Consider the following 13,325-nt stretch of genomic DNA (forward strand, 5'->3'; position numbering starts at 1 on the left):
AGCCACCTCAATAGGGGTCGACGGCATCGCGCAGGCCATCGCCCAGCGCGTTGAAGGCGAAGACGGTGGCAAGCACGAAACCGACCGGTGACAGGATCCAGGGATAGGTGCCGATAACGGAATAGGTCGCTGTGTCCTGCAGCATCAGACCCCATGAGATCAGCGGGGGCTTGACCGCGAAGCCGAGGAAACCAAGGAAGGATTCGAGCAGCACCACGGTCGGGATCGCCAGCGTCACGGCGACGATCACGTGGCTCATCACATTGGGCAAGATGTGCTGCAGGATGATGCGCCGGTCGGTGGCACCGACCGCCATGGCGGCACGCACATATTCGATGCGCGCCAGCGCCAGCGTCTTGCCGCGCACCTCGCGCGACATCTGCGCCCAACCCAGCGCCGACATGACGATGATGACGAAGGCGAGGAAGACATTCGTCGGCGCGGTGACCGGGATCAGCGTCGTCAGCGCCAGGTAGAGCGGCAGTTGCGGGAAAGCGAGCACCAGTTCGACGAAGCGCTGCATCCAGACGTCGAACCGGCCGCCGAAATAGCCGGAGACCATGCCGACCGTGGTGCCGATGACGGTGATGATGAAGACCACCGTCAGCGCGATCATCAGAGAGACGCGCGAACCATGGATGGCACGCGACAGCACATCGCGGCCGAACTTGTCGGTGCCGAGGAAATGCACAGGCTGGCCGTCCGTCGAGGCGAAGAAATGCCGGTCCGCCGGGATCAGCCCGAAGAGCTTGTAGGGCGCGCCCTCGACAAAGAAGCCCAGCAGCCTCGGATGGTCATAGTCAGGGCCGACGATGGGCTGGAAGGTGACGGGATCGAGATCGGTCGAATCGGCCAGCGCATAGACCCTCGGCCGCGCGACGAAATTGCCGTCCTTGTCGTGGAAGGAAGGCAGCTGCGGCGGCGCGAAGCCGACATCGGTCGCCTTCGGATCCATCGGCGCCAGGAATTCTGCGAACACGGCCATCGCCAGCAACAGCACGACCAGCCAAAGCCCGGCCATGCCGGTCCAGGAGCGCTTCAGCCGACGCCAGACCAGCGCGATGTAGCTCTCATTGCCGCGCGCCGGTTTGGCTACGGAAACACCTTCGGCCGGAGGTGGTGGCGGTGATGGATCGCGCGCCAGCATCTAGCTCTCTCCGTATTGGCGGATGCGCGGATCCAGCAGGACAAGCAGCATGTCGGCGATGATGTTGCCGACGATCAGCGTTGCCGACAGCACCATCATGAAGGTGGCGGTGACATAGACGTCGCCGACCGCCATCGAGCCGACGATCGCCGGACCGACGGTCGGCAGCGCGAAAATGATCGCCGTCTCGATCTCGCCGGTGAGCATATAGGGCAGCACGACGCCCTGATACATGACGAGCGGGTGCAGCGCGTTGGGTACGGCGTGGCGCATGACGACGGCGCTGCCGGTCAGGCCCTTGGCTCTCGCCGTCTCGACATATTGCGCGTTGAGCGTATCCAGAAGATTGCCGCGCATGACGCGCATGTTGTAGGCGAGCCCGCCAAAGGTGGCGATCGCCACCACCGGCCAGACATGTTTGACGAGATCGACGAACTTCGCCCACGACCATGGCGCGCCGCCATATTGCGGCGAGAAGAATGAGCCGATCTCCGACACGTTGAACTGGAAGACCAGGAGATAGACGATGATCAGCGCCATCAGGAAGCGGGGCACCGTCATGCCGAGGAAGGAGATCGCCGACAGCGTCGTGTCGATCCAGGTGTATTGCCGGGTAGCCGCCCATATGCCGAAGGTGATGCCCAGCACGGAGGCGAGCAGATGGCAGACCAGCGCCAGGAGCAGCGTGCGCGGCAGGCGCTCGCCGACGACGTCGGCCACCGGCTTGTTGTAGTAGAGGCTGTAGCCGAAATCGCCGCGCGTGACGATGCCGCCGATCCAGTTGAGATACTGGACGGGCAGGGGCTTATCGAGGCCGTGCTCGACGCGGTAGGCCTGCGCCTGCGCATCGGCCTCGGCGAAGGACGCGCCGCCCTGGTTGATCAGCTGCGAGCGGATGTAATCGGCATAGTCGCCAGGTGGCGCCTGGATGATGGCGAAGGTGACGAGGCTCAGAATGCCAAGGACCGGTATTGCCGACGCTATGCGCATAAGCAGAAATCGCAGCATGGACGGTCCGCTTCCTCATCTCGCCGGACGCTCCCGTTGAGGGACGTTCGGAGGGTTGGTCTGTCCCGGCCGCGCCAGCAGCGCGGCCGGGTCTCTCTTGGTCAGGGGAGGTAAACTTACATCGGGCCCTTGTCTCCAGGCTTGCCTGGAAGCTCTTGCGGGAACAATTCGAATTTCGACTGCTTGTCGGCCGCGACGAAGATGCGTTCGCGGATGATCGAATCCTCGGCCCAGTTGAACATGAAGATCGGCGTGCCCTGCGGAATGTTCGAGAAGCGCTTGTTGACGATCAGCGCACCGGGATATTCCGTGAGGCCGACATTGTAGACGTGTTCGGTCGAGATCTTCTGGAACTCTCTCATCAGGCTGGCGCGTTTGTCATTGTCCTCCGACGCGACGAACTTGTTGACGATGTCGACGAGGTCTTTTTCGAACGGCATCAGGTCGACCTCGCCGCTTTCCGGCGCGCGGTGGTTCCAGCTGGTCTTCGGGCCGACGGGCGCGAGCTGTTCGGTGTTCTGCACGACGGAAGTCAGTTCCTGGTCGTTGCGCCGGATGAGCCAGTCGAAACGGCCGGAGTATTGCGAAGCATCGCGCTGCGTGCCGTTGAGACCGTTGAGCACGACCCGAAGCCCGAGCTTTTCCATTTGCGCGACGACGCCTTCGGCGAGGCTCTTGTCGGTGCCATAGTCGTTGTTGACCAGCATGACGATCTCGACGTTCTTGCCGCCAGCGGTGCCAGCCGGGAAGTTCACGAAACCATCGCCGTCCGTATCCTTGAGGCCGGCCTTGGCGAGTTCGGCCTTGGCGCCGGCGAGGTCGAAGGGATAGTAGACGGTCGACTTGCGGTCATAGAAGCTGGTGCCCGAGGAGAAGCCGCCGGGGTAGATGGCGGTGAACGGGCCCTTGACGAGGGAATCGCCCAGAGCCTTGCGGTCGAGCGCCATGGTGACGGCCTTGCGGAAGTCTTCGTTGCGGTTCAGTTCGCGGACCGCCTGGCTGCGCTCATCCGGGTTGCCCCAGCCATTGGCGGAATAGTTCAGGCGCAGATTGTAGCCGATGAGCCGCGGCCCGAAGGCGAGCCGTGCCGGCGCATTCGCTTCGGCCGCGCGCTTCAGCGAGGCGACGAAGTTTTCCGGCTGCTCCAGATTGGAGAAGTCGGCCGAGCCGGCGACCGCCTGGACGTCGCGGTCGGCCCAGGTCGACAGCTTGTACTGCAGCTCGTCGAGGTAAGGCAGCTGGTTGCCCTTCTCGTCGACCTTCCAGTAGTAGGGGTTGCGGCGCATGACGATGATGTCGTCGGCGCGATACTCGACCGGCACCCAGGCGCCCATGACCGGCATGTTCATGTATTCCGGCGGAAAGGCGTTCTTGAACTGGTCGTAGGTGTTCTTCGAATATTTCGGATGCTGCGGCTTCAAGATATGCGCGGGGCCGGGGCAGAACGTGCCGTAAGCCATGGCGTAGAGGTACTGTTTCGGGAAGGCGTCCTTGAAGGTCCACTCGACGGTGTAGTCGTCGATCTTCTTCAGCGTCGTGCCGACGCCGAAGGTTTCCTGCGTCGCGCCGTTGAGCGGCGAGACGTTCGGATCGACCACCTCATCGTCCCAGTAGAACATGACGTCGTCGGCGTTGAAGGCGACGCCATCGGACCATTTGGCGCCCTCGATCAGATGCATGGTGAGCTTGTGGCCGTCCTTCGACCAGTCCCAGCTTTTGGCGAGGTTCGGCAGCGGCTCGGTGTCCTTGGCCTCGACCTGGAATAGCGGCGCGGTGCGCGTCAGGCATTCGGAGAGGCCGATATCGATGCCGCCCCAGCCTTGAGTCTGGCCGGCGCCATAGTTCCAGCCTTCCGGGCGTCCGCCGATGACATGGCGCATCGTATCGCCATAGACGCCGGTGCCATCCGGCATGTTGGCCGTCTTGAAGACCAGCGGCTCCTTCGGCAGCCTGTCCTTCACCGGCGGCAGCTTGCCGGTCTTGACGTATTTGTCGGTCACCCAGTCCGGTTCGCGATATTCCGGCAGCGCCTTGAACTCCAGGATGGAGTCGCGCGCGACATACTTGATCTTGCCCTCGGCCGGAAATGTCGCCGGTGTCGGCGGGACCGTCGGTTCGGATGCGAAAGCGTTGAGTGCCCGAACGGAGACGCTCAGCGCCAGTCCGGCTGCAATGCCAATGCTGCGTAGGTTCCTCATTATCTCCTCCCTCGTGTTCAGATTTTTGCTGCAGCTCGTCTTCTGCCTGGACGCTGACTGCGGTGGACCTGCCTCCTAAGGTCCGCCGCTGCGCCCAAGGTTTCAGCCGGCCTGCTTCAGTGCGGCCTTTTCAGCGCGCAACTCCTCGATCGAACGCACATTTCGCCGCGCGGCACCTGCCCATTCGCGGGTCTTGACCGTAGATTTCGACAGCCGCTCCTTGGCCGCCGGAACCGCATGCGCATATTGCGGCAGCCAGGCCGCTTGGGCGACGACCATTTCGTCGACCATCTGCCAGACTTCCTCCGGCGTCGACACCGCACCGACCAGCGGGTCGTGCAGGACAGCGAGCTTCAAGAGATCGATGTCGCCTGATATCGCGGCATGGACCGACATGCGTTGGACATTGATCGAGGAGATGCAGGTCGCCGCGCAAGCCTCTGGCAGCGTGATGCCGGCGGCCATGTTGATGCCGAAACGGTCGACGAAGCCGGGCGATTCGATGATGGCGTCCTGCGGCAAGTTGGTGATGATGCCTTCATTCCTGACGTTGAAGTGGCCGCGATAGACGCGGTTGGTCTCCAGCGCTTCGAGGATGTGGCTGGCATGCTCGTTGGAGCGTTTTGTGGGGTCGATCGGCTTCGACGCCGCTTCGAGGAATTGCGGATATTCCGTCTCGAACCAGTTGCGGGTTTCGGTGGAGTAGCGGAGATAGCCGCCTGTCTCGCCATGGATCCAGTCCGACATGTCGATCCAGCGGGTGATCTCGTCAGGCCGCTTGCGATACCAGGGCAGATATTCCGAGAGATGGCCGTTGCTTTCGGTCGAATAGACACCAAAGCGCTTCAAGACATCGATGCGCAGCTTCTCCTGCCTGGAATAAACAGGATGCGCCTCGAAGGCGGCAACCAGCTCATCCTTGCCGACCTTGCGACCGTTCAGCCGCAGATCGATGAACCAGGTCTGGTGATTGATGCCGGAACAGACATAGTCGAGCTCGTACCTGGACTTCGCGCCCAGCACCTCGGCGATCTGTTCGGCGCCGTGCTGGACGCCGTGGCAAAGCCCAACCGTGTCGACCTTGCCATACTCGATCGCCGCCCAGGTGTTCATCGCCATCGGGTTGGCATAGTTGAGGAATTTGGCGTTCGTGTCGGCGACCTCGCGGATATCCCTGCAGAAGTCGAGGATCACCGGGATGTTACGCTGGCCATAGAGGATGCCGCCGGCGCAGATCGTGTCGCCGACGCACTGGTCGATGCCATATTTCAGCGGAATGCGGATATCGTCGGCATAGGCTTCGAGGCCGCCGACCCGCACGCAGCTGATGATGTAGCGCGCGCCTTCGAGCGCCTTGCGGCGATCGGTCGTCGCCGTCACCCTGGTCGGCAATCCGTTGGCCTCGACGATCCTGTCGAGGATCGCCTTGATCATCCCGAGATTGTGTTCGCTAAGGTCGGTCAGTGCGAATTCGATATCCCGGAATTCGGGCACGCACAGGATGTCGGTGAACAATTTCTTGGTGAATCCGACGCTGCCGGCACCGATGATAGCTATTTTGAAACTCATCAGCCGCACCTCATCTTAGTCTCATGACAGGCCGGGGACGACAGGGATGGGTTGCAGCCACATGCCATGGCATGTGTGCGCGACAAGCCGGATTCCGGCCTGCCAACCTCCCTGTCCGCTCCTCGCCTGCGGATCTCTCTCGCTTTTCGAGGGGGATTATGCCCTTATTCACGAGCGCGACCAGAGAAGGATTATGCTTTCAAGGGTAATTTTGTGCTGCGGGATTTGATCGCCAACGGACAGTCGATGCGCACGATCTCGCTGCCGCGGGGCCGCCAGCGTCTGCATGCCATGCCGACAAGCACCGGCTATGAAGTGCGCGAGGACGAGACCTACGACTGGGATGGGCGCAAACGCGGCCAGACACCATTCACCGTGCTCCAGCACACGATCAGCGGAACCGGCCGGCTGCGCTACGAGAACCGCAATTATCGCCTGCAAGAGAACGACACGCTGCTGGTGCTGGTGCCGCACAACCACCGCTACTGGCTGGCCAGCGACGAGCGCTGGGAATATTTCTGGATCTCGATGAATGGCGAGGAGGCGCTGCGCATCCACAAGTCGATCCTCAGCGTCTCCGGTCCGGTGTTCCGGCTGCAGCCGGCGACGATCGACCACCTTGCCGATTGCAGCCTGCGTCTCGTCAACGGGGCCGCGTCGCCAGGTGCGGCTTCCGCTATCGCCTATGAGGCGGCGATGGCGCTCTACGACGATGTCTTCGGCTCGCATGCCTTTGCCGAGAAACAGAGCGCCATGCAACCGGTCATCGACCATATCAACGCAAATCTCGACGGGCCGCTCCCGGTGGCGGACCTGGTCCAGATCAGTGGTCTCAGCCGCGCCCATTTCTCACGCTGCTTCGCCGAGAGCGAAGGCCTGCCGCCGGCCGAATTCGTGCTGCAGCAGCGCCTGCAACGGGCGGCAAAGCTCTTGACCAAAGCGGACTTCCTGCCGGTGAAGGAAGTCGCCATCTTGTGCGGCTTCGAGGACGCGAATTACTTTTCAAAAGTCTTCCGCCGCCTCTACGGCACCACGCCCAGCCAATTCCGCACCACCGGCATGTATGCCAATCTGCGGACCCCGGCCAGGCGCGGCGTCAGGGTGTCTGACGACGAGACCTGACGCCACTTTTGAGACCTTGCGTTGTCAGGCCGCGTGCAGGCTGCCGCCGTCCAGCCATTCGAGATCGGGAGGCGAAAGCGCGATGTCCAATGCCCGCAGGCTGTCTTCCAGTTCGCCCAGCGTGCGTGGCCCGATCAACGGGACCGACGGGAAAGGCTGGTTGAGCACGTAAGCCAGAGCAACATGGATCGGGCTCTTGCGCAGCCGCGCGGCGAGTTCGATCGCGCGGTCGCGGCGGCCGAAATTGCGCTCCGAATACCAGACCCGCACCAGTTCCTCGCTGTCGCGCCGGTCGCGCCCGGCGCGCTCGGTGAAGAAACCGCGCCCCTGGCTCGACCAGGCGAAATTCGGCATCTGCCTGGATGTCAGCCAGGCCTTCCAGTCATCGGTGGACGAGGTGACACAACCCGCCCAGATCGGCTCCAGCATTTCGGCCAGCGAAAAATTGTTGGAGAGCGCGCCGGGCTTCTGCTTGCCGGTGCGCTGCGCATAAGCAATCGCCTCGTCCATGCGCTGCATCGTCCAGTTCGAGCCGCCGAACGGGCCACGGATGCGGCCCGCCTTCACCTCACGATCCATCGCATCGACGAACTCGCCGACCGGCACGTCCGGATTGTCGCGGTGCATGAAATAGATGTCGACATGGTCGGTCTGCAGGCGGTCGAGCGACTGGGCAAGCTGCTTGCCGATCACGTCGGGATAGCAGAGCGGCGAATGCGCGCCCTTGGCGATGATCACCGACTGCTCCCGCACGCCGCGGTTCTTCAGCCATTCGCCAAGCAGTTTTTCGGTATAGCCAGCGCCGTAGACATAGCCGGTGTCGAACAGATTGCCGCCGGCCTCGAAGAAGGCATCGAGCAGGATCGAGCCCGAGGAGAAAGTACGGAAATCCTCAAAGCCGAGCGCCACGACCGACGCTGGTTTCGCGAGGCCCGGAATGCCGCGCTTGCCGATCGCGGTTCCGCCCGAGCGCAAGGGCCGGCCGGAGATGGTGCTGGTGCGCAGCGAGGCCTTCTCGATCTCGTATTCCAGGCCGACGGCAGCGCGCCATCTGTCGAGGACGCGCAAAGTGCCGAGACTGTCGGCCCAATCCATGCCCGGCCAGGCGAACTCCTGCCGACGGCCAAGGATCGCCTCGCCGGCGCCATCGACCTCGAAAGAATAGACATGGCGCTTCTCGTCGACGCTGATGATCTCGCGTGCGCTGTCAGCGCCGATCACGTCGATCCGGCCGAGGCCGACATCGCGATTTCCCCCGGCGAACCAGAAGTCCGGCACTTCGATGCGGCCCTTGGTGCCGAGGATGCGCAGCACATTGTCCTGGTTGAGCGAGATGCTGCAGGAAACCTCGGCGACGATGCCGCCGGGAAAATGCAGCAGCGCCGAGGCCCATTCATCGACGCCGGACTGGCCAAGATGGGCGGTGCCCACCACCTTGTCCGGCTCGGTGAAGGGGAGGCCTGCCGCAGCCCCTGCAATCAGCCGCACCATCGACACGGGATAGCCGCCGACGTCCAGAATGCCGCCACCGGCAGAATCGTTGGCATAGAGCCGGTGCTCCGGCATGAAGCCAGGCATGGCGAAGCCGAAGCTCGACTTGATCATCCTGATCTCGCCGATGACGCCTGTCTTGATCAGCTCGACCAGCTTCAGAGTCTGCGGATGCAGCCGGTACATGAAGGCTTCGCCGAGAAAGGTGCCGGCCTTGCGCGCGGCATGGATCATGGCGTCGGCCTCGAAGGCGGTCAGCGCCAGCGGCTTTTCGCACAGCACATGCTTGCCCGCTTCCGCCGCCCGGATCGCCCATTGCGCATGGCCGGGATGCGGTATCGCGATATAGACGGCATCGATGTCGGGATCGGCAAGCAGCGCTTCATAACCGTCGATGATACGGGCGCCGGGAAATTTCTCGGCGAGGCCCGACTTGGCGGGATTGCGCGCGCCGATGGCGACCAGTTTTCCGGTGCGCGAAGCGGCCACGCCGCCGGCAAAGGCAAGGGCGATGCTGCCCGGGCCGAGAATGCCCCAGCGAATGGGCGTGGTTGCGGTCATTGTCATTCTCCTTGAAGGCTGGAAGGGGCGGCCGGTCAGCGCAGCCGCAGCCCTTTTTCGTCGAACAGATAGGATTTGCGGATGGAAACGGTGACCTCGGAGGTGGTGGGAACCTTCGCCGCGTCGCGCTGGATCACCACGTCTTCGCCATTGGCGGTACGGGCATAGAGGAAGCTCGTGCCGCCGAGATGCTCGACCACGTCGATGGTAACGACGAGGTCGGTGTCGCCCTCCCCGGCACCGCCGAAATGTTCCGGCCGCACGCCGACGATGACCTTGCTGCCTGCTTCGGGCGCAGCGCCAGTCAGCGGTTGCATGATGCGGGTCCGCTCCTGGCCAGCGAGCTCGACCGTGACGCTGCGCGTGTTGCGCCCGACAACACGGCCGTTGATGAAATTCATCTTCGGCGAACCGACAAAACCGGCCACGAACTGATTGTCGGGATTGTCATAGAGATCGAGCGGCCGGCCGATCTGCTCGACATGACCGGCTCGCAGCACGACGATCCGGTCGGCGAGCGTCATTGCCTCGGTCTGGTCGTGGGTGACGTAGATCATCGTGGTGCCGAGTTCCTTGTGCAGGCGCGAGATTTCGACCCGCATCTGGACACGCAGTTCGGCGTCGAGATTGGAAAGCGGCTCGTCGAACAGGAACACTTGCGGCTCACGCACGATGGCACGGCCGATGGCGACGCGCTGGCGCTGGCCACCGGAGAGTTTCTTTGGACGCCGGTCCATCAATTCGCTGATGCGCAGGATCTCGGCCGCGCGCTTCACCCGCCGCTCGGTGTCGGCCTTGGGGTTGCCGGTCATGCGCAGCCCGAAAGAGAGGTTCTGCTCGACGCTCATATGCGGATAGAGCGCGTAGGACTGGAAGACCATGGCGATGCCGCGGTCGGCCGGCTCGATATCGTTGACCAGCTTGCCGCCGATGGCAATCTCGCCGCCGCTGATGTCCTCGAGCCCCGCGATCATCCTGAGCAGCGTGGACTTGCCGCAGCCGGACGGGCCGACGAAGACAACGAATTCGCCGTCTTTGATGTCGATGTTGGCGCCATGGACGACTTCGAAGGCGCCGAAGCGCTTGACGACATTGTTGAGGGTGACGGTCGCCATGCTGCCTCTTACTTGACCGCGCCGGCGGCAATGCCGGCGATGAAATGGCGCTGCAGGAGCACGAAGACGATGAGCATCGGCACGGTCAACATCACGGCTCCCGCCATGATGCCGCCCCACGACACTTTGGTGAGGCCGATCAGCGTGCCGAGCGCCACCGGCGCCGTCATCGAACCCGGCTGGCTGTTGATCAAAAGCGGCCACAGGTAATTGTTCCAAGAGGCAAGGAACAAGATGATGGCCAGTGCGGCCAGCATCGGCCGCGCCAGCGGCAGCGCGACGAACAGGAAGATGCGCCACTCCTTCACGCCCTCGACGCGGGCGGCGTCGAACAGATCATCCGGCATCATCGAAAAACTCTGGCGCATGAACAGCACGCCAAGCGAATTGAACAGCGGCGGCACGATCAGCGCCACCCAGGTGTTGGCGAGCTGGAAGTCGCGCGCCACCATGATGAATTGCGGGATCAGCACCACCGCGTAGGGCAGCGTGATGGTGCCGAAGATGATGCCGACAACCACGCCCTTGCCGAAGAACTGGTAGCGGGCGAGCGCCCAGCCGGCCATTGACGTCAACAGCACCGACAGGACGGTGTAGGTCACCGCCACCGAGACGGAGATGCCGATGGCGCCGACAAAGTCGGTGTCGCGCTGCAGATTGTTGAAATTGTCGATGAAATTGCCATGCGGCAGAAGTTCGATACCGGGGCTGAAAATGCCGTTGTCGGGCATGGTCGAGAACACCACCATCATCCACAGCGGGAACAGCCAGATCAGCGCCAGCGGGGTGAGGAAAAGATGCAGTGCGATGCTGCGTCTCAGCTTGGCGGAAGACAGCGAACTCATTGCTTTTCCCTCGTCAGCCACAGTTGCACCAGGGTGATGGCGATCGCCAGCGCCGCCATGGTGTAGGCAACGGCCGAGGCGTAGCCGAAATTGAGCGAGCGAAAACCCTGGCGGTAGAGCAACAGGCCGAGCGTCTCGGTGCCGCCGCCCGGGCCGCCGCGCTCGGTGATCAGGAATGGCTCGGTGAACAATTGCATGGTGCCGATGATCGACAGCACCAGGCAGAACACAATGACCGGCTTCAAGAGCGGCAGCGTGATGTAGAAGAACTGCTTGAGCTTGCTGACCCGGTCGAGCGTCGCCGCCTCGTAGACATCCTCGGGGATGGATTGCATGCCGGCCAGAAGGATGATGGCGTTGTAGCCGGCCCAGCGCCAGGTGACCGCGATCATGATCAGCGCCATGGCCGGCGTGACATTGGAGAACCAGTCGATCTTGGGCAATCCAACACTGTTCAAGAGCTTGTTGACGATGCCGAAATCGAGGCTGAACATCAGCCGGAACACCGCCGAATAGGCGACCTCGCCGACCACCACCGGAGCGAAGAAGGCGAAGCGGTAGAGGCCCCTCGCCTTCAAGAGCGGCGAATTCAAAAGCACCGCCATCACCATGGCCAGCGCGATCATCACCGGCACCTGGATGACGAGGATGAGCAGCGTGTTCTTCAGCGCGTTGAAGAAGGCCGGGTCGCCGATCAGCCGGCCCCAGTTGAAGCCGGGAGCAAAACGCCAGGGCACGGTGCGCGTCGCCTGGAACGAGATCAAGAACGAGGAGATGATCGGCCATACCCAGAAGACGGAGAAGATCAGGAGATAGGGCGCCAGGAAACGATAGGCCGTGGCGTTGCGGTTGCGCATCTTGCTCCTCCTTCTCCCCGATGTTTCAGACAAGCTCGCAGGCGCAGGGTCCGGGCGGCACGAGCCGTCCCGGACCCCATCCTTGGGAGGTTATGATTTTACCGGCAATCCGGTCGCAGCGGCGATCTGTTTTGCGGCGTCGTCGAGTGCGGCCTTGGCGTCGGGATAACCGCCGCCCAGATATTTGGTTTGCACCGCGCGCACGATGATTTCGGCATCGCTCTGGAACTGCGTGCCGCGGCTGGGGACGACCTTGGGCAAGGTGCCCAAAATATCCTTCCACACCGCCTGGCCACCCCAGTAGGGCAGGCCTTGGCTGACGTAGGGATCGTTCAGCGCCGAGACCAGCGAGGGAACGAGGCCAAACTCCTTCAGCATGGTGATCTGGCCTTCATTGGTTCCGAGCGTGTATTTCAGATACTCGTAGGCCGCTTCCTTGTTCTTCGAGGCCGAAGTGATGGCCAGCGACGACCCGCCGAGATTGGCGGCGCGCGGGCCGTCGGCGGTGAGGCTCGGCATCAGATAGACACCCCATTTGCCGTTTTCACCCGCCGATTCGGTGCGGATGGTGCCTTCATACCAGCCGCCATAGACCTGGGTGGCCACAGTGCCCGCCGTGTTGTTGGTGATCTTGGTGCCCCAGTCCGCCGACGAGATGATGCCGGCGTCCTTCATCTCCTTGACCTTGGTCATGGCGTCGACGCATTTCGGCTGGTTGACCGTGATCGACTGGCCGTCCTCGGCGAAATAGGCGCAGCCCTGCTCGTTGGAGATCATGCGGAAGAATTCGCTGTCTCCGTTGAAATCGGCATTGGTCATCGAGACGCCCGGATTGGCAGCCTGGACCTTCTTGCCGGCGGCGATGAAATCGTCCCAGGTCTTGATCGATGCCGCGTCGACGCCTGCCTTTTCGTAGAAGTCGCGGCGGTAGAAGGCGGCGACCGGGCCGGAATCCCACGGCATGGCATAGGCCTTGTCGCCGACCTCGAGCTCGGTGCGTTTGAAATCGGGGTATTTCTTCTGGTCTTCCGTCGTGTAACCCAGCGTGTGCAGATCGACGAAGCAGTCGGGGAACTGGCTCCAGTAATTCTCGGCCTCGCCGTTCTCGATGGTGACGATGTCGGGAAGGCCAACGCCGCCGGCCGCACAGCCGGCGATCGACTTGTCATAGGTCGGCTGGTTGCCGAGATCCTGAACGGTGACCTTGATGTCGGGATGTAGCTTGTTGAAGCCGGCAATTGTCGCCTTCAGCGAGGAGGCGGCGATGTTCCAACTCCAGATGGTGATTTCGCCGGACTGCGCGAAGGCCGGGGCTGAGCCCAGGGCAAGCGCTAGCGCGGCGCAAGTCAGTGTGATGCGCATTGAAATCCTCCCATTTCATTTGCTCTCTCTGCGAGCCCGGCTAGACTATG

10 protein-coding genes are annotated in these 13,325 nt (G+C 62.7%); 1 reads left to right on the forward strand and 9 read right to left on the reverse strand.

The window, feature by feature from the left end:
* Window positions 1-7 precede the first annotated feature (7 nt).
* From A3A9_RS0136745 to A3A9_RS0136760, 4 genes are all read right to left on the reverse strand, one after another.
* A complete protein-coding gene (locus A3A9_RS0136745; RefSeq protein ID WP_027062870.1) occupies window positions 8-1,147 on the reverse strand; it encodes an ABC transporter permease in 1,140 nt (379 codons plus the stop codon).
* Window positions 1,148-2,155 carry an ABC transporter permease gene (locus A3A9_RS0136750; protein WP_027033482.1) on the reverse strand — a complete coding sequence of 336 codons (1,008 nt, stop codon included), beginning with the start codon at window positions 2,153-2,155 and terminating at the stop codon, window positions 1,148-1,150.
* 116 nt (window positions 2,156-2,271) lie between these two features.
* Complete coding sequence (locus tag A3A9_RS0136755) at window positions 2,272-4,353, reverse strand: ABC transporter substrate-binding protein (protein WP_027062871.1); 2,082 nt, start codon at window positions 4,351-4,353, stop codon at window positions 2,272-2,274.
* A gap of 102 nt (window positions 4,354-4,455) precedes the next feature.
* A complete protein-coding gene (locus A3A9_RS0136760; RefSeq protein WP_027062872.1) occupies window positions 4,456-5,922 on the reverse strand; it encodes an alpha-glucosidase/alpha-galactosidase in 1,467 nt (488 codons plus the stop codon).
* Between the two features lie 66 nt (window positions 5,923-5,988).
* Here A3A9_RS0136760 and A3A9_RS0136765 point away from each other — a divergent pair, with 66 nt between their 5' ends.
* Window positions 5,989-7,044 (forward strand): AraC family transcriptional regulator, encoded by a 1,056-nt coding sequence (locus A3A9_RS0136765; protein WP_202596450.1) that lies wholly within the window; start codon window positions 5,989-5,991, stop codon window positions 7,042-7,044.
* A gap of 24 nt (window positions 7,045-7,068) precedes the next feature.
* On the opposite strand, the gene A3A9_RS0136770 is transcribed toward A3A9_RS0136765, so the two are convergent.
* The 5 genes from A3A9_RS0136770 to A3A9_RS0136790 all read right to left on the reverse strand — a co-directional run bounded on the left by A3A9_RS0136770 (window position 7,069) and on the right by A3A9_RS0136790 (window position 13,275).
* A complete protein-coding gene (locus A3A9_RS0136770) occupies window positions 7,069-9,096 on the reverse strand; it encodes an aldo/keto reductase (protein ID WP_027062874.1) in 2,028 nt (675 codons plus the stop codon).
* A gap of 35 nt (window positions 9,097-9,131) precedes the next feature.
* On the reverse strand, window positions 9,132-10,211 hold the full coding sequence (locus tag A3A9_RS0136775; RefSeq protein ID WP_027062875.1) for an ABC transporter ATP-binding protein: 1,080 nt from the start codon (window positions 10,209-10,211) through the stop codon (window positions 9,132-9,134).
* Window positions 10,212-10,219: 8 nt separating this feature from the next.
* Window positions 10,220-11,056 carry a carbohydrate ABC transporter permease gene (locus tag A3A9_RS0136780; protein ID WP_027062876.1) on the reverse strand — a complete coding sequence of 279 codons (837 nt, stop codon included), beginning with the start codon at window positions 11,054-11,056 and terminating at the stop codon, window positions 10,220-10,222.
* Window positions 11,053-11,913 (reverse strand): carbohydrate ABC transporter permease, encoded by an 861-nt coding sequence (locus tag A3A9_RS0136785; protein WP_027062877.1) that lies wholly within the window; start codon window positions 11,911-11,913, stop codon window positions 11,053-11,055. Before A3A9_RS0136785 ends, A3A9_RS0136780 begins: the two co-directional genes overlap by 4 nt.
* Before the next feature lie 90 nt (window positions 11,914-12,003).
* Complete coding sequence (locus tag A3A9_RS0136790) at window positions 12,004-13,275, reverse strand: ABC transporter substrate-binding protein (RefSeq protein WP_027062878.1); 1,272 nt, start codon at window positions 13,273-13,275, stop codon at window positions 12,004-12,006.
* Window positions 13,276-13,325: the final 50 nt, after the last annotated feature.

The organism is Mesorhizobium loti CJ3sym (genome assembly GCF_000472785.1).
GTDB classification, from domain to species: domain Bacteria; phylum Pseudomonadota; class Alphaproteobacteria; order Rhizobiales; family Rhizobiaceae; genus Mesorhizobium; species Mesorhizobium loti_E.